This window comes from Microvirga guangxiensis (genome assembly GCF_900102135.1).
GTDB lineage: Bacteria > Pseudomonadota > Alphaproteobacteria > Rhizobiales > Beijerinckiaceae > Microvirga > Microvirga guangxiensis.
Genome location: NZ_FMVJ01000006.1, coordinates 160,233 through 183,752, shown reverse-complemented (window position 1 = coordinate 183,752; position 23,520 = coordinate 160,233). Strand labels below are relative to the sequence as shown.

17 protein-coding genes are annotated in these 23,520 nt (G+C 58.9%); 8 read left to right on the top strand and 9 right to left on the bottom strand.

Features of this window, described 5'->3' with window-relative positions; all coding sequences use genetic code 11:
- Positions 1-164: 164 nt before the first annotated feature.
- Both BLP10_RS11865 and mdoH read left to right on the top strand, forming a co-directional pair.
- Positions 165-1,685 carry an OpgD/OpgG family glucan biosynthesis protein gene (locus BLP10_RS11865; RefSeq protein WP_244510500.1) on the top strand — a complete coding sequence of 507 codons (1,521 nt, stop codon included), beginning with the start codon at positions 165-167 and terminating at the stop codon, positions 1,683-1,685.
- Positions 1,661-3,853: a glucans biosynthesis glucosyltransferase MdoH gene (gene mdoH, locus BLP10_RS11860; protein WP_091134637.1), complete on the top strand. Its 2,193-nt coding sequence runs from the start codon at positions 1,661-1,663 to the stop codon at positions 3,851-3,853. The genes BLP10_RS11865 and mdoH overlap by 25 nt, the downstream gene beginning before the upstream one ends.
- Before the next feature lie 18 nt (positions 3,854-3,871).
- Here the strand turns inward: mdoH and BLP10_RS11855 are convergent, their stop codons facing one another.
- Entirely contained in the window at positions 3,872-4,810 is a 939-nt protein-coding gene (locus BLP10_RS11855) for a LysR substrate-binding domain-containing protein (RefSeq protein WP_091134635.1), read from the bottom strand.
- Positions 4,811-6,411: 1,601 nt separating this feature from the next.
- On the opposite strand from BLP10_RS11855, the gene BLP10_RS23175 reads away from it, so the two are divergent.
- Positions 6,412-6,753 carry a hypothetical protein gene (locus BLP10_RS23175; RefSeq protein WP_091134628.1) on the top strand — a complete coding sequence of 114 codons (342 nt, stop codon included), beginning with the start codon at positions 6,412-6,414 and terminating at the stop codon, positions 6,751-6,753.
- Between the two features lie 157 nt (positions 6,754-6,910).
- Here the strand turns inward: BLP10_RS23175 and BLP10_RS11835 are convergent, their stop codons facing one another.
- The 3 genes from BLP10_RS11835 to BLP10_RS11825 are packed head-to-tail and all read right to left on the bottom strand — an operon-like array spanning position 6,911 to position 10,879.
- Positions 6,911-7,951, bottom strand: a complete 1,041-nt coding sequence (locus BLP10_RS11835; RefSeq protein WP_091134626.1) for a sensor histidine kinase — start codon at positions 7,949-7,951, stop codon at positions 6,911-6,913.
- Positions 7,948-8,379, bottom strand: a complete 432-nt coding sequence (locus BLP10_RS11830) for a response regulator (protein ID WP_091134624.1) — start codon at positions 8,377-8,379, stop codon at positions 7,948-7,950. Before BLP10_RS11830 ends, BLP10_RS11835 begins: the two co-directional genes overlap by 4 nt.
- Before the next feature lies 1 nt (position 8,380).
- The gene (locus BLP10_RS11825) at positions 8,381-10,879 is read right to left on the bottom strand and encodes a PAS domain-containing sensor histidine kinase (protein ID WP_091134623.1); all 2,499 of its coding nucleotides are present in this window, start codon (positions 10,877-10,879) and stop codon (positions 8,381-8,383) included.
- 220 nt (positions 10,880-11,099) lie between these two features.
- Here BLP10_RS11825 and BLP10_RS11820 point away from each other — a divergent pair, with 220 nt between their 5' ends.
- Positions 11,100-12,617 (top strand): peptide ligase PGM1-related protein, encoded by a 1,518-nt coding sequence (locus BLP10_RS11820; protein ID WP_091135059.1) that lies wholly within the window; start codon positions 11,100-11,102, stop codon positions 12,615-12,617.
- A 6-nt stretch (positions 12,618-12,623) separates the two neighbouring features.
- Here BLP10_RS11820 and purT read toward each other — a convergent pair whose 3' ends face one another.
- Positions 12,624-13,802, bottom strand: a complete 1,179-nt coding sequence (gene purT / locus BLP10_RS11815; protein ID WP_091135057.1) for a formate-dependent phosphoribosylglycinamide formyltransferase — start codon at positions 13,800-13,802, stop codon at positions 12,624-12,626.
- A 191-nt stretch (positions 13,803-13,993) separates the two neighbouring features.
- Here purT and BLP10_RS11810 point away from each other — a divergent pair, with 191 nt between their 5' ends.
- Both BLP10_RS11810 and BLP10_RS11805 read left to right on the top strand, forming a co-directional pair.
- Positions 13,994-14,296 (top strand): hypothetical protein, encoded by a 303-nt coding sequence (locus BLP10_RS11810; RefSeq protein WP_091134621.1) that lies wholly within the window; start codon positions 13,994-13,996, stop codon positions 14,294-14,296.
- A 72-nt stretch (positions 14,297-14,368) separates the two neighbouring features.
- Positions 14,369-15,292, top strand: a complete 924-nt coding sequence (locus tag BLP10_RS11805; RefSeq protein ID WP_091134619.1) for a DMT family transporter — start codon at positions 14,369-14,371, stop codon at positions 15,290-15,292.
- 9 nt (positions 15,293-15,301) lie between these two features.
- Here the strand turns inward: BLP10_RS11805 and BLP10_RS11800 are convergent, their stop codons facing one another.
- The 3 genes from BLP10_RS11800 to BLP10_RS11790 all read right to left on the bottom strand — a co-directional run bounded on the left by BLP10_RS11800 (position 15,302) and on the right by BLP10_RS11790 (position 19,622).
- Positions 15,302-16,408, bottom strand: a complete 1,107-nt coding sequence (locus BLP10_RS11800; protein ID WP_091134616.1) for a cache domain-containing protein — start codon at positions 16,406-16,408, stop codon at positions 15,302-15,304.
- Positions 16,409-16,440: 32 nt separating this feature from the next.
- Positions 16,441-18,267: a glycosyltransferase family 2 protein gene (locus BLP10_RS11795; RefSeq protein WP_244510499.1), complete on the bottom strand. Its 1,827-nt coding sequence runs from the start codon at positions 18,265-18,267 to the stop codon at positions 16,441-16,443.
- Between the two features lie 149 nt (positions 18,268-18,416).
- A complete protein-coding gene (locus BLP10_RS11790; RefSeq protein ID WP_091134612.1) occupies positions 18,417-19,622 on the bottom strand; it encodes an HlyD family secretion protein in 1,206 nt (401 codons plus the stop codon).
- Between the two features lie 563 nt (positions 19,623-20,185).
- On the opposite strand from BLP10_RS11790, the gene BLP10_RS11785 reads away from it, so the two are divergent.
- A complete protein-coding gene (locus BLP10_RS11785) occupies positions 20,186-21,217 on the top strand; it encodes a 2-hydroxyacid dehydrogenase (protein WP_091134611.1) in 1,032 nt (343 codons plus the stop codon).
- A gap of 85 nt (positions 21,218-21,302) precedes the next feature.
- Here the strand turns inward: BLP10_RS11785 and BLP10_RS11780 are convergent, their stop codons facing one another.
- The gene (locus BLP10_RS11780; RefSeq protein WP_091134609.1) at positions 21,303-22,235 is read right to left on the bottom strand and encodes a 1-phosphofructokinase family hexose kinase; all 933 of its coding nucleotides are present in this window, start codon (positions 22,233-22,235) and stop codon (positions 21,303-21,305) included.
- Between the two features lie 335 nt (positions 22,236-22,570).
- Between BLP10_RS11780 and BLP10_RS11775 the strand changes: the two genes are divergently transcribed.
- Positions 22,571-23,455: a universal stress protein gene (locus BLP10_RS11775; RefSeq protein ID WP_091134606.1), complete on the top strand. Its 885-nt coding sequence runs from the start codon at positions 22,571-22,573 to the stop codon at positions 23,453-23,455.
- Positions 23,456-23,520 lie beyond the last annotated feature (65 nt).

Here is a 23,520-nt window from a genome sequence, read left to right as displayed (position 1 = left end):
ACGAAGGTCGGGAAAGCGAACTGCCTCGTTTACTTCATACTCATGTTCGATGATAAATCATGAGACTTCCTGATTGTCTGGCCCAAGAGCCAAGTTCACACAAGAGTATCACTGTGTCGGTTTCGCTGGGGGCCTCGCGCCCTTCTCATCCTCGGCGACGCGATGTGCTGGGCTATCTCAGCGCTTCGGTTGCCGCGCTTTCCGTTGCGCCTGCTGCCTGGGCCCAGACGCCTCAGGAGACGATTGCCACCCGCATGGGAGATGGCCAGCGCTTTGACCCTGCCGCAGTCACGGATATCGCCCGGCAGCTTTCCAAGAAACCGTTCGTGCCGTTGCCGAATGATCTGCCGGACGCGCTCTCGAACCTCACCTATGACCAATATGTCTCCATCAAGTCGACTCAGCCGCCGATTTGGAGCACGGAAGGGCGTGGCATAGCCCTGGAGCCCCTGCATCGCGGCTTCGTCTTCAACAATGCTGTCGATCTCTTCATCGTGGAGGACGGCGCCATCCGGCGGCTCGGTTATGATCGCACGCAATTCAATTTCAATGGAATCAACGTTCCAGGCGACCTGAAGGACATCGGCTATTCAGGTTTCCGCCTCATCGCGCATCCGGCTGAAGGGCGACCATACGATTTCGCCATCGTTCAGGGAGCGACGTTCTTCCGCGCGCTCGCACGCGGACAGAATTACGGCGTCATTGCCCGCGCGCTGACCCTCAGGCCGGCGGAGGCAAAAGGCGAAGAGTTTCCAATCTTCCGGTCCTTCTGGATCGAGCGCCCCAGTACCGGCAGCAATACCATTACGATTCACGGCGTCCTCGATTCGGAGTCGACCACAGGCTCGGTGCGCATGACGTTCCGCCCGGGCGATATGACCATCGTCGACGTGGAAACGACCCTCTTCCCGCGGGTGAACCTCGAACACGTGGGATTGGGCGGCATGGCCTCAACCTACTTCTATGGCCCGAACGACCGCCGGACTGCCGACGACATCCGCCCCGCAGTCTACGAATCCTCCGGCCTTCAAATGTTGAATGGCCAAGGCGAATGGCTCTGGCGGCCACTGCACAACCCCGAGACCCTGCAGATTTCAGCCTTCGTCGACAACTCTCCGCGGGGATTCGGGCTCCTGCAGAGGGAACGGGCCTACGAGGCATTTCATGACGATGACCAGCGCTTCGAGCGGCGTCCGAGCCTGTGGATCGAGCCCCTGGGCGATTGGAGCCAAGGGAGCGTGCAGCTCCTTGAGATTCCCACGGATGCCGAGATCAACGACAATATCCTGACCTATTGGCGTCCCCGCGCGCCGATGGCCGCTGGATCGGAAGTGCCCTTTGCCTACCGCCAATACTGGGGCTGGAATTCGCCGGAGCGTCCGCCGCTTGCGACGGTGGTTGCGACACGTTCCGGCCGCGGCAGCACCGGACGGCGCAGACGGTTCACAGTGGACTTTTCTGGAGACATGTTGGGTGACAATTGGCCCAAGGACCTTAAATCGGTACTGACGGTTGGTCCGGGAACGTTCCAGAACCTCAAACTTTTGCCCTATCCGGAGAGAAAGACGGTACGTGTTGCATTCGAGCTTGACCCGGGCAACGAAAACGCGTGTGAGATGCGTCTTATCCTCGAAGCAGGCGGGAAACCGATAAGCGAGACATGGCTGTATCGTTGGACACCCTAAGTTCCGACCCTAACAAGAATATTGCTGCCAACGAGCGGCCCGAATCCGTCATGCCTCCGGAAAAACACCTGGACATGCCGACCCAGCATCTGAGGCGCTGGTCGGCGGACCAGGAGCGCAAGCATGTCAGACGGAATCCCAAGCTGGGAACCTGGCTGGCTCGCCTGTTCGTCTTCGGCGGGGGCCTCCTGCTGACGGCCTATGGCACTTATGAAATGTATCAGGTGGTGTCGGTGAGCCGGACCACGGCGCTCCAGTGGGTGCTCGTGGCGCTGTTCACCGTCAATTTCTCCTGGATCGCGGTCGCCTTCACCAGCGCGCTGCTCGGGTTCTTCGCCCTTCTCCGCCAGCCCCGTCCTGTCCCGCTGCCTTCGTCCCTACAAGCGCGCACGGCCGTCGTCATGCCGGTATACAACGAGCAGACGGACCGGACCTTCGCAGCCCTGGAGGCGATCTACGAATCCGTCGAAGCGACGGGCCTCGGCGACAGTTTCGACTACTTCATTCTCTCGGACACGACGAATCCCGATGCATGGATCGCCGAGGAGCGGGCATTCCTTGCCTTGCGCCAGCGCTTGGGGCCGAAGGCTCGGTTCTATTATCGCCACCGGGCGAAAAACCATCACCGCAAGGCGGGCAATATCGCGGATTTCGTGAGCCGTTGGGGCGGACATTACGAGCACATGCTGGTGCTCGATGCCGACAGCCTCATGACCGGCGAATGCATCGTGCGCCTCGCCGCAGCGATGGAAGCGGATCCGGATGCCGGCATCATCCAGTCCCTGCCGCTCATCATCAACCGAAACACCCTTTTCGCGCGGCTTCAGCAATATGCCGCCCGCGTCACAGGCCCGGTCATCGCCATGGGCCTTTCCGTATGGATGGGCCGCGACGGCAATTACTGGGGCCACAACGCGATCATCCGCACCAAGGCGTTCGCGGCTCATGGCGGCCTACCGGACCTGAAGGGCAAGCCGCCTTTCGGCGGACATATCCTGAGCCACGACTTCGTGGAGGCAGCCCTCCTGCGCCGTGCCGGTTGGGATGTGTACATGCTGCCGGATCTCGGCGGCTCATACGAGGAAAGCCCCCCATCCCTCATCGACCTCTCGGCCCGTGACCGCCGCTGGTGCCAAGGTAATCTCCAGCATATGCGCGTGATCACCGCGAAGGGCTTGAAGCTGCCAACCCGCCAGCACTTCGCCACTGGCATCATGTCCTATCTTGCATCGCCCTTCTGGCTCTTCCAGCTGATCGTCGGTATCGCTCTCGTTCTGCAGACGACCTATATCCGCCCCGAGTATTTCTCACGCGATTTCCGCCTTTATCCGATCTGGCCCCGGTTCGATCCTGAACGAGCGCTGGCGCTGTTTGCTCTGACCATGGGCATCCTTCTTGCTCCGAAACTCTTCGGCCTGATCCTGATGCTGATCCGCGGCAAGGATCGCCGGGCGTCCGGCGGCGGCATCCGCCTTATCATCTCGTCGCTCCTGGAAATCATCCTCTCCGCCCTCGTCGCGCCCATCCTGATGCTGATCCAATCCGGTTCGGTGTTCCAGATTCTCCTGGGCCGCGATACCGGCTGGCAGCCCCAGCGCCGGGATGACGGATCGATCCCATTCAAGGACATCGTGCGTCGCCACCGTGCGCATACGGTTCTGGGGGCGCTTGCGGGTATCTCCGCCTTCATGATCGCGACTTCCCTGTTCCTATGGATGTCGCCTACGATCATCGGCCTGTTGCTCGCCATCCCCCTCTCCTGGCTCAGCGGCCAGTTGGGTGCGGGCCTTGCGCTGAAAAGACTAGGCCTTCTCATGACACCCGAGGAGCACCAGCCGCCCGCTATCGCTACCCGCGCGAATGAGCTGCAGATGCGCAACGCCACCTTTGGTTTCGACGACGAAGACGGCCTGCGGGCCATCTATGCGGATGCGGCCTTGCGAGAGCGTCATATTGAGATGCTGCCGCCTGCCACGGCGCGCAAGCGTGGCATCATCGAGACCGAGCGCGCCCTTGCGGAAGCCAAACTGGTCGACGCGGAGACGATCGAGGATGCGATCAATTGGCTGCATCCGAAGGAGCGCATGGTAGTGCTGCACGATCGTGCACTACTCAATATGCTTGTGCATTTGAAAGACAAGCCGGCGGACGCTCAGGCTGCGGAATAAGAGCTTTTGGAACCGGGATCAGGTCCCGGTTCTCAACGAAGCCTCGCTCGATCCCCTTTCCGCATCGCCTGCCACTTCACTGAGAACCCAATCCCGGAATGCCTCGATCTTAGCCGAGCGCCTGCGATTCTTCGGGTAGACCAGCCAATAGCCCCGGCTGGAAGTTGTTCCCATCACGTCGAATGGCTTTACCAGGCGGCCCGCTGCCAGATCCGCGCGAAAGAAGAAGGGATTGATCAGGGCAAAGCCCTGCCCGGCCATGGCCGCCATTCCCTCGAACTGCTGGATTCCGAGCGAATTGTCAGGGTAGCGGGACAAGTCGACATTCGGCATGCCTGCGGCTGCGAACCAATCCTTCCACCAGAGATCACTCGGCGAGATGATCGGGAACTTCAGGATATCTGAGGGGTCCTTGAGTTCTATATCCCGGATGAGATCAGGGCTGCAGACTGCAGTAAAATGATTGGGGAAGATGAAGTGCGCTTCCAGTCCCGGCCAGTCCCCATTGCCGCTGCGGATGCCCACATCGAACTCGCTTTGACCCAATTCCAACAATTGCTGCGCAACCGATAGCTGGACGGCGATGTTGGGAAAAAGTTGCTGGAAGCGGCCCAAGCGTGGAATGAGCCAGTTCGATGCGAAGGTGCTGAGCGTGGTGATGGAGAGCACTGATTGCACCATCTCCTCCACTCCCGCGAAAGCCGCCCTCAGAGCCTCGAAGGCCTCGGTCACGGCAGGTGCGAGCTGCTGTCCTCTCGCTGTCAGCATCACTTGCCTGGGCATGCGCACGAACAGCGGCGCACCAACACGGTCCTCCAGCATCTTGATCTGATAGCTCACGGCAGCCTGAGTCATGCCGAGCTCCTCCGCGGCGCGGGTGAAGCTCTGATGGCGGGCGGCCGCTTCGAAGACGCGCACCGCGCTCATAGGAGGAAGTTTCGAGGGTGATTTCGGCATAAGCGATCCATAAGGCTGCCTTATGCCAGCCCCTTGGCTTTCGTTTTGTCAAGAGGGCCGAGGAGGAGCATCTTCAACCGCATAGGCAGCGCCCAAGGCGTTCCAACACACATCAATGGTGATCGTCATGAGGTACGAAGATGCCCGCCGTCTGCGCGGCGTTGAGAGCGCTTGGCTGCGCCTGAAGCTCTGGCTCGGTTCAGTCCATCTGCAGAGGCATGCCCCCACATGCGAGGTGAGCCACCTGTCAGATTATCAGAAGCGAGACATCGGCTTGCACGAATCCGCTCGATACTTGGATGGAGAACATGTTCGCTGTCTATCATGGGGCAGGCTCAAGGATGGTGGCCAATTCTGATGCAAATTGCGAGGCGGCTGAATTTGTGGTGGTGGCAGCATGAGCCTTGATGCGGCCTGAGCGGCATCGTTCCAACTGCATCTGAGTACTTGTGCGTTATCGGTCATGAAGAGTTCTTACCCGGCAGCTTACTGTGCATCTGGTAATGCTGTCGGGGCGCTTTGTCTGATAGCGAAACCGAGAACTCCGAAGGGCCATCCTGCTTCGATTCCGTGGATAGTTTCATGGCTTCTGAGTCCGAGGCAGCTGCGGATAGCCCGACAAGAACGATCATCTCCAAATGAGCATATATACTCTCAGACCGCTGCATCGAGCGTCCAGCCAGGAGATCAGAACGGAAAGATACATCGGCGTGATCCGGCATACTTTTCGTTCTCACAGCATGTCCACCGCTTACGCATATCCTGCCACTACTAAGCAACTTAAGACGCGTTCCATATGCTCTCTCGAATCCCAGGCAATGAGATGATGCATAAGAGCTTGCTTATAATCTTATACAGGGGCTTCGCTTATCTTGTGTGCAGTGCAGCAGCGATCCCTGGCACGAAGCCGACAATTCGCCCGCAATCGATTGAAAGGTGATCGTCTCTAACATGGGTAGATTCGCTCCCATACATGCCGATCGCTGCGCATAGCGGGTAGCTATAGGATATTCCTGATTGCTTCGCCCACCGTGCTTCACCCCTCATCTTCATCGTGAGACCAGTCCCGAAAGATGAAGCTCGCTCCCACGCACAGATTTTATCTACTCACATCGGAGATGATGAACACGATATGGACACAATCGAGCCCTTTTCGATGCGCGCGGATCGCCACTTTGCGGACGCATAGAAGCCATTATCCTTACTGTATTTCTGCGCGCTATTACTGCTCGCCACACTTCGTCTTATGAGACCTCCAGCATGCGAGGAGTCGCAGGCAACCCTTATAAAACAGCTATTTTTCGCTTTCTGCTCGGCCAGAAGCCTTACCGCATGGCCTCTGCTTGAGTGACCTATAGCTTATTCAATGTGACTACTTGAGGCCGAGGTTATGCACATCGAAGGCCTAGTATTTGGCTCTTTGCCATATGCTTGCCACACGAGCCTATTTGGCTACTCCTAACGCATGCCTTGTATCGACTTAAGGAACTCTGCTCTTTTCCAGAAGCAACAGATACGCATGAGAACCTATAATGCCAAGTTCAGGAATGAATACAGTGCTAGTAGGCAGTACATCACCTCTTGGGATGCGAGGAAGCGAGATGGGTTGGGACGATCCATTTCCGATCGAGAAGTGCTCGGGACGAGTACGAGGCGCGGTTCTCGCAGAATTTCAGGGGCGATGTCCTACGATCCGGGAGGTTGCCAGCATCTCGGATGCACAATGGCTGACGGTCCCTAATATCGGCCCAACCACGCTGGAGGAGATCCGTCGCTTCATCAGTGAAGCTCCAGCGGAACAGCGACTTCAGAGCCTTGCGAATATGGAGGATGGGGAGCTGCTCTCTCGTCTCAATCGGGTCCAGCGGGAACTCAACCAGATCGCTAGTGCTATTCGAACGAGGATTTCATCCGCATCCTATAAAAAGGAACGGGAAGAGTAACCAGTAACGTCTGCCAGTCCCCCATGCGCGCATCCTGAAGCAGCGCATCATAGTAACTTTGTTTCTAAAAATAAGCCTTCCAAAATCCTGCAGACCAGTTGTTCCATCCGGATAGGATTGTGAACGAGAGCGCATCGCTCGGTCTACCGCCTGGCATCTATATCGAGAACGACAGAAGCGCCCTCGTCCCAGCGTATTGAGGATCAAACTCGATAGCCGATTGAAGGTTCGACGCCATGGCGCGCACGATCTTCGTCCCAAGACCGCTGCCCTGCACCTGGCCTGTCCCCTTCCAGCCGATGCCATCGTCCTCGACAGAGAGATGCACTCTTTCTCCCGAGCAGGCCAAGATCACTCGGATATCCCCACTGGCACCCTCGGGATAGGCATATTTGAAGGCGTTGGTAACCAGCTCCGTCACGATGACCCCAACAGAGACAGCCTTATCCGTCGGGATTGGGACGGGTTCCGCACGCAGGGAGATCGTATGCTCTCGGCCTGCGGCACGCATGGCACCTTCCAGCTCCTCCACGAGACCTTCCAGATAGGTATCCATCTCGACGAAGCGGACGTCGTTGGAGGTGTAAAGGCGCCGGTGGATCTGGGCGATGGCCGTGATGCGGCTCTGGGTTTCTGCGAGCGTGTCACGGGCCGTTGTGTCTCCTGCAACGGCTCGCTGCTGCATGGCGACGAGGGAAGCTACAAGCTGCAGGGAATTGGCCACGCGGTGGTTCACCTCGCGCAGAAGCATCTCGGCCCGTTCACGGGCTTCGCGCATCTCACGTTCCGCAGCAGCCTTCTCGCGGCGCAGCCTCGCAGCCTCAAGAGCCTGCTCTGCAGCGGAACGGAGCAGATCGAGGAAGACGCCGCCTACATCTTTGATCACATAGTCGGAGGCACCGGCTTTGAGCGCCGCAACAGCAATGCGCCCCTCGTCAGTCCCGGTGACATAGACCACAGGCGGGGGATCGGTACGGGCCTGGATTTCGCACAGGACATCGAGACCCTGCTTGCCCGGCATGAAGTGATCGAGGGCGATCACGTCGAAGGAGCTGGCAGAGAGGTGCTGCAACCCCTCGTCGCCGCTCAAAGCATGGGTGACCTGGAAACCGTGGCGCGCCAGCGAGCGCTCGACCAGGCGTCCGAGAGCCGGGTCGTCATCGATATAGAGAAGGCGGATAGGCCGAGCTTCGCTCACAGTGTTTCAGGAACCTGAATGACGGAAAGGAAAAGACCGAGTTGGCGGATGGCCTGGGAGAACGACTCGTACTCGACCGGCTTGGTGATATAGACGTTGGCCCCCAGGTCGTAGCACCGTTGGACCTCGCGTTGATCGTCCGTAGTGGTCAGAACCACCACTGGAGCGCGCTTGAGGTTCTCGTCGCTTTTCAGCTTCGCGAGAATGTCGACACCATTCATATCAGGCAGGTTGAGGTCGAGAAGCACAAGGAACGGCCCCTCGTTGCGCACGCCATCGCTGAAGAGGTGCGAAAGCGCAGCCGTCCCGTTCGAGAAGGTTCTGATCTCGTTACAGACCCCGGCGCGCCTGATGTTCTTCTCGATCAGACGAGCGTGCCCCTCGTCGTCTTCAATCATGATGATGGTGACAGGATGCTGATGGGGCATGTTACGCGGCCTCTGAACTCATGCTGATATATTTGGGCAAAGTGACGGTGAACGTCGTGCCCTCACCCAATCTCGATTTGACCGAGATGGCGCCTCCAAGCCTTCGCACGAGTGCCCGCACATGTGCAAGTCCAATTCCCTCGCCCTGCTGATCTTGGGTTCCCGAGCGGCGGAAGAGATCGAAAATCCGCTCATAATCCTTTTCGTCGATCCCGCGGCCATTGTCCTCAATCTCGTAACGGACGCTCAGGCCATTGTCGTGCCCTCGCACGACGATCCGGCCAGGCCTGCCCGGCTCCAAGTACTTTACGGCATTGTCCATGAGGTTTCCGAAGATCTGCTCGATGGCGAGGCGGTCGCTGACGAGGTCAGGAACCTTCTCGATGACCAGTTCCGCCCCACGCTCATGCAGCTGGTGTGTAAGGCTATGATGCTGTGCCTCAAGCAACTGGCTCATGTGAACCGGCTCCGGGGTCAAAACCCTGCGCCCTTCTCGGGACAGCCTGAGAATAGCGTTAATCAGCTTGTCCATCTTGACGGTAGACGACCTGATGAAGCCGATAGCTTCTGGAAGATCGCTCTCGATGGCCTCGCCCGCGCTCTTCACCACGAGCTCCGGTTTCGTTTCAGAGACAGTCTTGTAGAAACTTTCGATCTCGCCCTGAGCATTCTCAAGTTCGCTCGTGAAGCCCATGATGTTGACGAGCGGTGCGCGCAGGTCGTGGCTCACGATATAGGCGAAGCGCTGAATTTCCTCGTTGGCCGCGTCGAGTTCAGACACCCGTTCCGCAAGCATGGCTGCGAGACGCCGCGTCTCTTCTTCGGACTGAATGGCCTTCTCACGGCTTGCCCGGAGTTCCTCTTGTGCCTGCTTGAAGTCGTGAATATCCGTGCAGGTCCCATACCAGCGCGTGATCTGCCCTTCCTCGTTGAAGACTGGCTGTGCCCGCCCCAGAACCCAACGATACTGGCCGGAGCGATGCCGCAGCCGGTATTCGATATGATAAGGCTCGCCGGTTTCGAGGGAATGGCGCCAGACTTTCCAGGCGTGTTCCTGATCTTCCGGATGGAACATGCCGTTCCACGACGCTCCATCCGTGGAACCCTCCGGTACACCTGTATATTCGTACCAACGCTGGTTGTAGTAATCGTGAAAACCATCCGGGCGTGTCGCCCAGATGAGCTGGTCGATCGAATTGGCAATAGCGCGGAAGCGCTCCTCGCTATCGCGCAAGGCATTCTCAGCCCGCCGTGTCTCCGTGATATCCACATTGACACCAATCATGCCGAGGAATGCGCCGCTTGAATCGAAACGAGGCTGGGCGTTGGTTTGGACAATGCGGTACTCACCGTCCGCGCGCTTGAACCGTGCCTCCGTCGTGAAGGGCGCATGGTCCCTCATGCCTTGGGAGAAGGGAGCAAAGAGCGCCGTCTGGTCATCAGGGTGAAGCATGTCACCCCATTCGAAACCAGCGACCGCCGCCTCATCAAGACCCCAGAATTCACGTTGGGCACGATTGAGATAGACACATTTTCCTTGGAGGTCGCCCATCCAGAGCATCACAGGGGCACTCTCCGCAACCAGGCGGAAACGCTGCTCGCTTTCACGCACCGCCTCCTCCGCCCGACGGTGATCGGTGACATCGTGTCCCTGAACGAAGATACCGGAGACGGCCCCCTCACGATTGAAAATAGGCTGGTAAACGAAGTCGAGGAAATGTTCTTCCGCAGCCTCGCCCGAGCTTTGGTTGAGAAAGATCCGTACCCCTCGTCCGACGAATGGCTCTCCTGATCGATAGACCCGGTCCAGGAGGTCGACGAACCCCTGCCCCACAATCTCGGGCAGGGCTTCGATAACAGGCTTGCCGAGCAGATCCGTACGGTCGACCAAGTTGCGGTAGGCTGCATTGGCCATAGTGAACACATGATCCGGCCCACTCACCGCGGCGATGAAGCCCGGCGCCTGCTCGAACAAATCCTGCAGATGCTGGCGTTCCTTCGTGAGAGCTTGGTTAACCTCCTGCACGGCCTGGGCCCGGCGGAACATGTCCGTCTCGATCAGGGCCGAGGGGCCGGAGAGCATCGCCGAAGTTTTCGCAAAATTCCGGAGCTGATGGAGTTCCGTCACGTCGACAGTATGCTGGAGGATGGCGATCACTTCTCCGGATTCGTCGAACATAGGGGTATGCGTCGCGCTCCAGAAGCGCGTCTCGAAGCCCTGGTTGTCGGGCAAGGCGATTGCGTATTCGATCAATGGCAGATGGTCCGTCGCCTTCTCGCGAATGACCCGCTCGAAGGAGGCGCTCAACTGCTTGTGGCTGTCGGATTCCGGGTCGCTCGGGAAAGCCTCGAACATGGGCCTTCCGATAAGATCGTCCCTCTTTCGCATCGTGACCCGCAGGTACGCCTCGTTCATTCCCTTGATGGCAAGGGAGGGGCTGAGCAACACGTAAGGATTCGGAGACGCGTTGAATAGCGCTTCAAAGTTGATTGATTTCAATGCTTTACGCTGGACGGCAACCCAGCTCCCCTTTGCTTATGCCGTTTATAGCTCTGCCATATTTAGGACGTCTCCTGACAGATGCCAGTTCTGAGGAAGTCTTCTTTCCCAAACAGCAACCAAACTTGGCCAGAAGCGTTCGGGTTCAGAACAGGCTCTCGGGACTAGGTCCGAGCCATCAGGGATGAAGAGGGTTTGGGTGGAAACAGAATACGCCTCCTTGACGAAACTCAGTACCGCCGGCACCTCCCCTGCGAAGGATTTCCAGGAACTTCAGACGCGACTTGCGAAGGTCTTCGAGTCCTTCTCGACTCTCGACGCGTCACGGACCGTTCTGATCGTTCCCAGTCTGAGCATGGACCAGGAGGTGCTGTCGGGGATCTCAGGTGCACACCATTATGAGGAGCGGATGCTCTGCTACCTCATGCTGCTTCGGATGCCACGCACCCGCGTGATCTACGTCTCCAGCTATCCTATCCCGGAATCCATCATCGACTATTACCTGCATCTCCTTCCCGGCATCCCGGCTCAGCATGCCCGAAGCCGCCTGACGCTTTTCTCTTGTCATGACGGCTCTCCTATCTCTCTGACCGAAAAGGTCCTGGCTCGGCCTCGCCTGATCGAGCGCATCCGAGCCTCGATTGCAGACCAAGATTTCGCGTACATGATCTGCTTCAACGTCACCGCGCAGGAACGCTCACTCGCGATGCGCCTGAACCTGCCGATCTATGGCTGCGACCCCGATCTGCTGCATTGGGGCTCGAAGAGCGGGTCCCGCAAGATCTTCCGCGAGGCCGGGATCGACATGCCGGAAGGCTTCGAGGATGTGCGCAGCGCTGGCGAAATCGTCGATGCTCTTGCGGAACTCAAGGCCCGCCGTCCCAACATCAAGCGAGCGGTGGTGAAACTCGACGAAGGATTTTCCGGCGAAGGCAACGCGGTCTTCTCCTATGAAAGCGCACCGGAGGGTCCGGCCCTGACCGCTTGGATCGAAAGCCGCCTGCCCGACCTCGCGTTCGAGGCCAAGGACATGACCTGGGAGCTGTTCTCCGAGAAGCTCTCGAGCATGGGCGGGATCGTCGAGGAGTTCATCGAGGGGGATGTGAAGCGCTCGCCATCCGCGCAGTTCCGTGTCGATCCGCTCGGTCGCCTGGAACCGATCTCGACCCATGACCAGGTTCTCGGTGGTGAGAGCGGGCAGGTTTTCCTCGGGTGCGTCTTTCCTGCCGACGAAACCTATCGCCTGCAGATCCAGGAGAGCGGTCGAAAAGCTGCCCACGCCCTTGCGGCAAAAGGGGTTCTCGGACGCTTTGCCATCGACTTCCTGTCCGTGAAGGAGGGCAGCGAATGGCGTCACTACGCCATTGAGATCAACCTGCGTCGCGGCGGCACCACGCATCCGTTCATCATGCTCGAATTCCTGACCGAGGGGCAGTACGATTCCGCAACCGGAACCTTCGTCACGCCCTCAGGACAATCGCGCTGTTACTATGCCTCCGACAATGTGGAGTCGGAGGCATATCGTGGACTTCTGCCTGCCGACCTCATCGATATCGCAGCCCTCAACTGCCTCCATTTCGACGGCGCGAGCCAGCAGGGCGTCATGTTCCACCTGATCGGTGCGTTGTCGGAGTTCGGCAAGCTCGGCGTGCTCTGCATTGCCCCGACCCATGAAAAGGCGGAAGCCTATTATCGCCTCACGACGGAAGTCCTCGACCGGGAATGCCGCACAGTGTGAAGGCCGTCATTCCTGATATTGGATCTTGATCGCTGCAGCAGCCATACGTGCTCGCTCGCGCGCCTCTTCGACATTGGAGCCTGAGGCCAGGGCCACTGCCATGCGGCGGTAGGGGCGTGTCGTCGGCTTTCCAAAGATGCGGACCTCGACATCATTTTTCTCGGAGGCCATGGCCAGTGCATCCTTCAATCCCTCGATCGAGAAGCGCTCGGCATCCCGGTCGGCAAGGATCACGGCGGAGGCCGTCGGCCCGTTCAGCCGGACCTGTGGCACTGGCAATCCGAGCACGGCGCGGGCATGCAGATCGAACTCGGACAGGTTTTGAGACAGAAGAGTCACCAGCCCGGTATCGTGCGGCCTGGGCGAAAGCTCCGAAAAGATCACCTCGTCCTTAGTGACGAAGAACTCGACTCCGAAAATGCCATATCCGCCCAGATTATCGACTACCTTGCGCGCCATCTCTTGCGCATCGGCCAAGAGTTTGTCCGTCATCGGCGTCGGCTGCCAGGATTCCTGATAGTCTCCGCGCTCCTGCCTGTGGCCGATGGGCTCGCAGTAGGATACTCCCTCACGCGAGCGGATCGTGAGCAGGGTGATCTCGTATTCGAAAGAGATGAACTCCTCGACGATAACCTTCTTGCGATCGCCGCGCATATTCGCAACGGCATAATTCCAGGCCTGCTCGAGCTCCTCCAATGTACGGATCGTGCTCTGCCCCTTGCCGGAGGAGGACATGACCGGCTTGATCACACAGGGCAGGCCCGTGTGCTCCACACCTGCCCTCACCTCCTCCAGGCTCTCCGCATAACGGTACTTGGAAGTCCGCAGACCCAGGTCGTTGGCGGCGACGTCCCTGATCCGATCCCGATTCATGGTGAGCGACGCCGCCCGGGCGGAAGGCACCACAGTGAAGCCTCTGGCCTCGAACTCCTGAAGAACCTCGGTTCGGATCGCCTCCACCTCCGGCACGATGAAGTCGGGCTTGTGCTTCTCGATGGCCTGCCGGAGCGCATCCGCATCGAGCATCGAGAATACCTCGAATGCGTCCGCTACCTGCATGGCAGGCGCATTAGAGTAGGAATCGCAGGCGATAACCTGACAGCCGTAGCGTTTGGCCGAGATCACGAATTCCTTGCCGAGCTCGCCCGATCCGAGAAGGAGAATTTTGGCTGTAAACACCGTCATGACCTTTCGTCTGGTTTTGAGCGAAACACTGGCCGCCCGCGTGCGTTCTGTGGAAGCACGATTCAGGATCTCTTTCCAGCCTGGCGCTTTCTCCAGGCAGGAAGTCTGCGCCTGATGCATCCCTGCTGCCACGCATGCGCATTGCGCAAACTCAAGGTCCATACGTTAAGGGGGAGCACAGGAGAAGCGGAATGCTTGGAACGAAGAAATCATCTAACCGCTATGGTCAGCGGGTCACCCGGATCGAGCCCCCATCCCTGGAGGAAGCTATCGCTGCCGCGCAGGGACTGACTGACAATATCGAGGGTCAGGTCGAGATTGCCTCACAGCTTATGGGCATGCCCGAGGAAGAGGTGCGCCCCGTAGTGCTTAAAATCTCAGCCGAAACCCGCCAGCCGCAACGCACGGTCGTGGCTGACCGAGTTCTGGATCGCGGCGAAGGCGCCAAGGTCGTCGTTGTAGAACGCCGCCGTCCCCGCTTGGCAATTCGATAATTTTTTCATATCGATAGCCGCGAGCCGACAAAGGCTCGCGCGAATGCATTCCTAATTTAAAGCTGATTCCCCATGGTCAAAGGCATTGTCCTTGCATTCCTTGCCTTTGCCGTCTTCGCTTGGGGCGATGCAATAGTGAAGGCGATCGGTCATGACCTTGATCCCTTCGAGGTCACCTTCTTCGGCTATCTCGCTCCTCTGCTGCTCTCGCCGACCTTCATGAAGCCCGGCGAAAGGCTGTCCGATATCGTCCGCTGGAAAAGCCCTTGGCTCATGGCGCTCAGGGTCTTCTTCATATCCGTGACGACGCCCTTGAGCGTGATGGCCTTCACCAGCCTTCCCTTTGCAGAAGCCTTCGCCCTCCTCTTCCTCATGCCGAGCCTTGTGACGGTACTGTCCGTTCTCGTGTTGAAGGAAAAGGTCCGCTGGCGGCGCGGCCTTGCCGTGTGCGCGGCTTTCATCGGCGTGCTCATCATCGTGCGCCCCGGCTTCCGGGAAATTCTGCCTGGACATCTGGTTGCCATTGCAGGCGCTCTCTGCGCGGCAGGCGGCGTCATCATGGGGCGCATGATCGGCACGACCGAGACGCGCTACACGCTCATCGGGAGCGTATTCTTAGGAACCACGGTCATTGCCGGAGTGCTGATGATCCCCGGCTTCACGTGGCCGACATCCACGCAATGGTGGCTGCTGCTTGCTTTCGCTGCGACTGCTTTCGTGGCGCAGGCCTTCTTCGTTATCGCGACGACCTATGCGCCCGCTGACCGGCTTGGGGCTACGCAATACAGCCAAATTCTCTGGGCCCTGCTGATCGGCGCGCTGTTCTTCGATGAATGGCCGGATGCGATTGCGCTCTTTGGAATTGCAATCGTCGTCGGCGCCGGATTGTTCATCTTCGCACGCGAGCGTACGCTGAACAAAACCCCATCCCCGGCGACACCATCAGCACCGCCGGAGCAGCTCGGAGCGCTGAACTCCTCGTCTCAGAACCCATGAATACGCGCCTCAGGGCGCTTTTTTCACCGAAGTGCCGGCTGGCTGATAAGGCCTGACCGACTGGGACTGGAGCCGCACAAGAGCGGCGCTCAGGCGCGAGGCCTCCTCGTAACGTGTCTCATCATAAGGCGGGGTGTCGTATCGGCCGCTGGCGAGTTGCTCGGCCGTACCCGCCAGACGGCGAAGAGGCGTCGCAGCCCACATTGCCAACAGGAACAAAAGCGCGAGAGCGGCAAACATCCCAGCCCCGAGGACGATCCAGAAGGTCCGGGTGATGGCCCGCGTCGGATCGAGCACCGAGTTCGTATCGGCACGCACGATGACGCTCCATCCGAAGCTCGGCATATCGGCATGTTTGACGGATGGGATCACGACTGTGATGTAGTCCTTTCCATCAGGCCAGCGTTCACGGAGGGACACCGATGCTGCCTGACCGGCTGCAATCGCCGACCCTACGGACAAGGTTATTCCCCGCAAGCCTTCCGGACCGGAGAGGACTGTCCGTTCGCGGGAGATGAGCATCACTTCCACGCCCGGACCCTTCATGGCCTGCAGACTGTCCTGCACGAAGTTCCAGTCAAAGTGGGCTCCGATCACGCCGCTGACCGCCCCTTGCTCATCCTTCACGGGGGCAGAGAAGTCGACAAAGCGCCGAGGCTCCTGAGTAGGCGGAAGCAGCTTTTCGAGGAGCACGGCAGCATGCACGTCGGTCGCAGCAGGGCCATTGAGGCCACGGCGGAACCATGGACGCTCGGCAACGCTCTGCCCCTCGAGCATTCCCTTCGAGGCCGTGATGACTTTACCCTCCACATCGGCGACGCCGATCCAGGTATAGCGGCGATCGACCTGCGCCAGCAAGTCGAGCTGGCGGCGTGCTTCCTGCGGATCGTCGAGGCTGACGATCCGCCCCATGCCCTCCACGCTTTGCCAGAGCTGATGCATGCTGCGTCCGAGTTGCTCGGCTGCGATTTCCCCGAGAACCCGCAGGCGCGCGCCGTTCGCGACCTCCGCCCTCTTCTGCATGGCATTCGCGAAGACCGTGCCCGCCACAATCGCCGGAGCAAGCAACAACAGGCCACCGCCCACGAAGATGATCGTTTTCAGTCCAATGCGCATTGCCACGCCCTCTTTACATCAATCGCCATCGCTCATCGCGCTGCAAGATTGCGCATCCACCCCCGGAGCATCCCCGGAAGATCACCTTTGCCCGCGCCTGGCCGAAGATCGGCCGTATGGAGCTTTCGAAGAATGGCATCACGCTGCTCGGAGGTCGGGCGCAGGGTAAGGTGATAACCATCGTTCGTTTCTGCCGCGACGCGAACGGCTACATCGCCGACATCATTGAGGTTGATCGTTCCGAGCGCTCCAGCCGTGAGGCCCGACAGACCGCGAACACGGGCATGATCCACACCGAGTTCAAGAACCCAGGAGTGGAATCTCTGCATCCCTACCGAGATCATCGCCATTTCGACGCTTTCTCGTTGAGGCCTGTTGGCGCGAGGGCGCTCGACACATACCAGCATGGTGATGGCGAGAACGAGGAGGTTGTAGATCGTCCAGAACAGGATGATCCGAATGCCGTCGCCTGCCCTCGATACATTCGTGAAGGCCGTCTCGCTCATGAGCGGCAGGAGAAGTCCGAGAACGGTGAGGCCGAAGAAGATCGCGAAAGGCTTCATCATCGGCCATTGCACGACGGTCTTCGTCCGGTCACCGCCCTTCGCCGTTACGCGGAATTTGTGCGGTCCCTTGACGAAAAGCCCCATCGCGGCAGCCCGAGTGATCGGCCACGCAGCAATGAGCTGGGACACATCGTTGAGCACGGGCCAGATCAGCCCGCCTGAGATCCAGTTCAGGGTGATCAGAACGGCTGCGTAATACGGCAGATAATAGGAGGTAATGTCCGTGAGCGATGCCTCGACAACGATAATGCCGAAATACCAGTAAAGCAGCGGGCAGACGAGGCTGATAAGCCGGAACGGGAATGTTGTGGTCCAGAACAGAGCCGAGTCCAACAGGCTGACGCGCTGCATGAACCGGAGCTGAGTTGATGTGAGTGGATTATAGACGTTGCGCACGATCTCCATCATGCCCAGGCACCACCGCCCGCGCTGGACCACGTATTCGTGCAGCCCCTCAGGGGCGAGGCCTTCGGTGAGTGCCTCGTTGAGATAGATCGTGCGGTAGCCGTGGCTGTCCAGACGGATGGTGAGCAGGAAGTCTTCCGTGACGCTCTCCGTGGGCAGGCCGCCGATTTCCTTGAGAGCGGAAACACGGACCATCGAAGACGTGCCGCAGCAGACGGCAATGCCCCAGGCATCGCGGGCAGGCTCCAGATGCTCGAAGAAGAAGCGCTGCTCATCGGGATAGGCTGAAGCGATATACAGATTGTGCTGGATCGGGTCTGGGTTGAAGAAGTGCTGCGGGGTCTGAACAAGTCCCACGCTGGGATCATGAAACAGCGCGACCGCACGGCGTACAAAATTGCGGTGGGGAACGAAATCGGCATCGAGAACCGCAACGAAATCCGGGGCGTCCTCGTCCTTCAGGCGTTGAAGCAGGGTGTAGTTGATGTTGCCTGCCTTCGCATGATTGTTGTGCGGCCGGGTTCGATGCTCGGCCCCATAGCGCTTGCAGACCTCGGCAAGCCATTCTCGCCGCCCGTCATCGAGCACGAATACGCGCACGTTCGGGTAATCGAGCGCCTGGGCGCCTGCGAGGGTTCTCTCGAGAACCTCTAGCTCTTCATTATAGGTGGCGATGTAAAGATCGATCCGTGGCGGGTTGCTTCCCCACCATCCCAGATTCCTGTCCGCCTCTTCGTGGCGGTCCTTGCGGCGTGTGAGGAACATATACGCCAGTGTCGAGGATACGAGGCAAAGGGCCTCGATCCCGACGAAGGTCCATCCGAACACCACATCGACAATGCCTGCTGTCTCGGAGGATGGAACCGTCTCGGTGATGCGCCATAGCATATACCGCCACCCCAAAAAGGCGGTCAGGCCTAGCAGCAGGATGCGAACCCATGCATTTTTCGGGGAGGCAAGCGGCAGCAACAGCAGCGCGAGGCCGATCACAACGGCCAAACCAGCGAGGCTGGACGTATCTTGATCGAGAACGAGCATTACAAACCGAAGTCGGCAAGTGCTTCACGGACGCTCGACAGCGGACCGCCCGTGAAGACCACTCGGCCTGTCCGCCCAACGGAGCAAGCCAGTTCGGGATCGCTTGCCAGTTCGGGCACGCTCAGCGCCACATCGAAGCGCGTGAGATGTTCGCGGCTCGGGCCGATAGCGAGGGTCTCATAGAGACCGGCCGCACCGGAACCGCCAAGACGGGTGATCGTGGCGCTGAAGACGCGGCTGTCTCCGTTGAGCCTGAACCGTGCCGGCATGCCAACCCTTAGGTCGGAATAGACCCGCTCGCTGACACTTGCTGTCACCATCACGGCGGAGCAATCGACGAGCCTGACGAGATCCTGCCCGCGATTGACGTGCTCGCCGCCGCTCGCCAGGAAGTTCCAGACGATCCCGGGGCTCTCCACCGACAGGTCCGCCGAGGTTAGACGGTTCACGCGCACTCGTTCAGCCGCTATCTGGTCGGCAGTCAGCTTCAGCCGGCGCTCGGCATTCACCGTCTCGGCCTTGAGTTCGGCCAGTCTGAGATCGAACTCGCGGATGCGCTGAATGGAGAAAGGCGCATCATTATAGGAATCGCCGATAAACACCCCGTTCTGGGCCGAAGAAAGCTCCGTTGAGAGCGAACTGACGCGCTCGCGCGCGCTCGCGATATCCTGCTGCGCGACATCGTACTGGGCTTGAGCGCGGTCAAGAGTAATCGCTGTCTGCGTGCCCCGGGAGCTCAATTCCTTGGTGCGTTCGAGGGCGCTCTGCGCCTCGCGGAACCTCGCCTCAGCGGAATTCAGCGCGGCCTGCGCCTCGGCGATGCGGGACCACAACTGACGCACACGCCCCTCCTGATAGGACTGCGCCTGTGCCTGAAGGACCTTGCGAGCCTCCTCGACAGCTGCGGATTGAGCTTTGAGGCGGGTCAGATCTGCCTCCAAGGTCGATCGGCTGCGTTCGAGATCGATCAGGCGCGCATCGTCGAAGCGGCTGTCAATAATTCGTGCGACCGTCTCCTCGGGCGAAACCTTCGCTCCGATATTCCGGACAGAAAACTCGGCCATCCCTTCGATGGGAGCCCGCAGAACCGACGTGCGCGCATTGATGGTCGCGTCGGCGCTGGTCCCTGAGACATACTCTCCGACAATGATGTAGAGTCCCCCAAGGAGCAGGATCGCCCCCAGAACGATGCGGATTGTTTTCATGATACGGGAGCTTGCCTGACCAAAAAGAAATGTGACTACATCGCCCGCGCTGAAGGCTTGTACCTTGATTACGCTTTCAGGCTCGAACCGATCCGGCAGGCTGTTTAAAAATACCTATAAAGGAGTACCGCCGCAACCGTAGCTGTGTTCTACTGTAGCAATAGTCTCTGTGAGGCTGAGCTTCTTTGCTTTTGCGTTTTGGCAGTCTTCCAAAGCATGCTTGGTTTAGCGCCAATTCCGGTCGCGGATGCTTTCAAAGACAAGCCTTCTTATGATCCTAGAAAACAACCATGACTTGCTAGATAGCTAAAGATAGTAACGAGCAGGCAATAGAAGAACGACAGGATTCAGGTCAAGCAGTGGGTCGATGATACCATCCTTTCGCCAGGTCTGAAGCAACCCGATACTTCAGGATCAGCTCATATAAAGCGCCGAAAGGTGGCAGCAGCACGGATTACGGCTGATCTTTGTGATGCATCATTCATCCTGACACGCCATACTTTGGGATGAAGCCTCTTGGATTGATAAATCGCTTACCTGCCAGGGGAGAAGGGAATTTCGGCATGAACGTGACAATTTTTAGCACGAAACCCTATGATCGCCGTTTCCTCGATGCCGCGAATACGGAAGGCACACACCGGCTGACTTACCTCGAATCTCGGCTTTCAGCTGAGACCAGCCGTCTGGCGGCAGGCGCAGAAGCCGTCTGTGTCTTCGTCAACGACGAGGTGGATGCGGCGGCGCTATCTATCTTTCGGAATATGGGTATTCGGCTCGTTGCCTTGCGGGCAGCCGGGTTCAACAATGTCGATCTGGAAGCCGCGCGGCGTGAAGGAATTACGGTAGCAAGGGTACCCTCCTACTCGCCCCATGCGGTTGCCGAGCATACGATTGCCCTCATCCTCACCCTCAACCGCAAGACCCACCGGGCCTATAACCGCGTGCGGGAAGGGAATTTCGCCCTTGAAGGACTGCTTGGCTTCGATCTTGCCGGCAAGACGGCGGGAGTGGTTGGAACCGGGCAGATCGGAGAGATCGTCTGCCGGATCCTGATCGGCTTCGGCTGTACAGTACTGGCCTATGACCCTGAACCAAACCCAGTCTGCCAGACCATGGGAGTCCGCTATGTCCCGCTGGAGGAGCTGCTCGGCTCATCCGACATCATCACCCTTCACTGCCCGCTTACCCCTGCCACTCATCACCTCATCGGAAGCCAATCTTTAGGCCAGATGAAGCCTGGTGCGATGCTGATCAACACGAGCCGCGGAGCCGTGATCGACACAAGGGCAGTGTTGAGAGGTCTCAAGAGCGGCGCCATCGGCAGTCTCGGCCTCGATGTCTACGAAGAGGAGGCGGACCTCTTCTTCGAAGACTTCTCGAACCGCGCTATCGGCGATGACGTGTTCGCACGGCTCCTCACCTTTCCGAATGTGCTGATCACCGGCCATCAGGCGTTCTTTACGGTCGAGGCCCTTACAAACATTGCTGAGACGACAATTGCCAACATCACGTCGTTTGAACGTACAGGTCGAGCGGTACATGAAGTCTCCGTTGACAGGATCGCGCGACCTGAGGAATTCGCCGCCGCCACCTGACCTCAACCGGACGGACATCAAGGGTTGGCCTTGGACGTTCCTGCCCGACTGAGATCATGTATGCTTCCAGCGACCCGAGTTTCTGTCACAGCGCTGAACGCGAGATATCCTCGTAGAGCCGCTCCACGTCGGCACGCCTGCAGAGCTCCGTTCCCTCCGTCAGAACCGTCGCGGTCCCTGCCGCCATTCCCAAGGCGAAGGCCTCTTCCACCGAATGCCCTTGGGCCAGTCCGTATGTCATCGCGCCAAGAAAACTGTCGCCGGCGCCGACGGCGCTTTTCGGCGTGACCTTCAGCCCCTCGATCCGCAGGAGCCTGTCGCGGGTGCCCAGCAGAGCCCCGTCCCTTCCTAGAGTCAGAGCGACGATCTCCGCAGCGCCAGAGGCGATGAGTTCCTGCACCGCTGCGTCCTGCTCCCTCGGAGTGGAAAGTGTTCGGCCGACCAGATCCTCGAGTTCGCCTAAACTTGGTTTGATGAGGTAGAGCCCATGGCCCACGGCTTGCCGGAGCGCGTCACCCGATGTGTCGAGCACGAACCGGATACCCTTGCGGGCGGCAACCTTCGCGACCTGTACATAGAAGTCAGCAGGCACACCGCGCGGAAGGCTACCGCTTGCAAGCAGGTAGCTCCCCTCGATGCTTTCGAGAATCGAGAGACAGGCCTGCCACTCTTCCTGTGCCACGCTAGGCCCTTCAGGAACGAAGCGAAACTCAAGCCCTGTCGATCTCTCATGCACGGTATGGCTGATGCGGGTATGACCTACGATAGGAATGCGACGACTCTCGATGCCGGAGGCCTTCACCAGATCATCGAGGATCGGCCCCGTCGCTCCTCCTGAAAGGTAGATGGCGAGCGCTGCCCCTCCCAGTTCTTTGATGACCCGAGCCGCGTTGATGCCACCTCCGCCAGGATCGTAGCGCTCAGCCCAAGTCCTGATCTTGCGAATGGGCCGGACCTGTTCGGCCTCGGCCGCTCCATCAATGGCAGGATTGAGGGTCAGCGTCACAATTCGTTCCATCGTCTCTCCTCAAAGTCGCAGTGATGATTAAGCCATCCCCGCCTACTGCTTGATGGGATATAGACTATTACCTCTCTCAACAAAAATCGGAGGGATATCACAGCTCAGTTTCAGGCCGCGCAAGCGGTTCCTGAAGAACTGCTATGGATGAATTCGGTTGAGGGCATACCTCTGAATACATAAGCCTTTTCGGAGCCAACCAGCGTTCGCAGGTCTTAAAATTTGCTCACAAGGTCACGGCGCATGAACCTCACAGTGGCCTTTCCAGCCGGATTCATGCAACAATATCTGAGACGGCCCAAGCCATGATTGATCTACTGGCGGAGGAATAACGTATGACGCAACGAATTGTAGTCGCGACTGATTTCTCGACACGATCGGATCGCGCGTTACGTCGCGCCACCCTCCTCGCCCGAAGCACATCCGCTCAGCTCATTCTGGTTCATGTGATCGATGACGATCAACCCGCGCGATTAGTGGAGGCAAGTCAGCGTGAGGCCACAATTGTTCTCACGGAACTGGCCAGCACTGTTCATGATGTCGACGGCTTGGCCTGTGATGCCAAGGTCATTCTGGGCGAACCATTTGAGGGCCTCTCCAATTCAGCCGAGGAGTCCAATGCTGATCTCATGGTCATGGGAGCGTATCGGCGCCAAGTCCTCCGAGAGATGTTCATGGGCACAACTGTCGAGCGTACGATCCGGCGTAGCCGGCGCCCTGTTCTCATGGCCAATGCCGTTCCTTCCAGGCACTATAAGCGCATTCTGATTGCGACTGACTTTTCCGAAAGTTCAGCCCAGGCCGTGCGCGCGGCACGGGAACTTGGTCTTTTGGACGGCACGGATGTTTTCCTGCTGCACGTCTACGATGCGCCTGCCAAGGGGCTCATGTACCGGTCCGCGATAACGGCCAGGGAGATAAAGGATTACACGGACGAAGAAGAACAGCGTGCTGCCACCAAGCTGCTCGCGTTCATTGGCGAGGTCGGGCTCAAGTCGAAACGGCAGATCCTCAAACTCGCTGAAGAGCCCGCCAGCACGATCATCAAGGATTGCGCCCGGAACGAGCGCGCCGATCTCATCGTCGTAGGAACGCGTGGCCAGTCTGGCCTCGGCACCCTGCTTCTTGGCAGCGTCGCGCAGGATGTGCTGCAAGGCTCTGAGATTGACGTCCTTGCGGTTCCTCTCCCTGCGCCCTCGGAAGAGAAAGGGCAGTTTTAGAGCTGATGAGCTGGACAAGCGATTCAGCAGCACACTCTATTGCTTGGATCGTAAAGATCGTCGGC

Coding starts and splice junctions, on each gene's coding strand:
- mdoH (WP_091134637.1), top strand. CDS start 1,661: ATGGCTGTATCGTTGGACACCCTAAGTTCCGACCCTAACAAGAATATT.
- BLP10_RS11855 (WP_091134635.1), bottom strand. CDS start 4,810: ATGCCGAAATCACCCTCGAAACTTCCTCCTATGAGCGCGGTGCGCGTC.
- BLP10_RS23175 (WP_091134628.1), top strand. CDS start 6,412: ATGGGTTGGGACGATCCATTTCCGATCGAGAAGTGCTCGGGACGAGTA.
- BLP10_RS11830 (WP_091134624.1), bottom strand. CDS start 8,379: ATGCCCCATCAGCATCCTGTCACCATCATCATGATTGAAGACGACGAG.
- purT (WP_091135057.1), bottom strand. CDS start 13,802: ATGACGGTGTTTACAGCCAAAATTCTCCTTCTCGGATCGGGCGAGCTC.
- BLP10_RS11810 (WP_091134621.1), top strand. CDS start 13,994: ATGCTTGGAACGAAGAAATCATCTAACCGCTATGGTCAGCGGGTCACC.
- BLP10_RS11805 (WP_091134619.1), top strand. CDS start 14,369: ATGGTCAAAGGCATTGTCCTTGCATTCCTTGCCTTTGCCGTCTTCGCT.
- BLP10_RS11800 (WP_091134616.1), bottom strand. CDS start 16,408: ATGCGCATTGGACTGAAAACGATCATCTTCGTGGGCGGTGGCCTGTTG.
- BLP10_RS11795 (WP_244510499.1), bottom strand. CDS start 18,267: ATGCTATGGCGCATCACCGAGACGGTTCCATCCTCCGAGACAGCAGGC.
- BLP10_RS11790 (WP_091134612.1), bottom strand. CDS start 19,622: ATGAAAACAATCCGCATCGTTCTGGGGGCGATCCTGCTCCTTGGGGGA.
- BLP10_RS11785 (WP_091134611.1), top strand. CDS start 20,186: ATGAACGTGACAATTTTTAGCACGAAACCCTATGATCGCCGTTTCCTC.
- BLP10_RS11780 (WP_091134609.1), bottom strand. CDS start 22,235: ATGGAACGAATTGTGACGCTGACCCTCAATCCTGCCATTGATGGAGCG.
- BLP10_RS11775 (WP_091134606.1), top strand. CDS start 22,571: ATGACGCAACGAATTGTAGTCGCGACTGATTTCTCGACACGATCGGAT.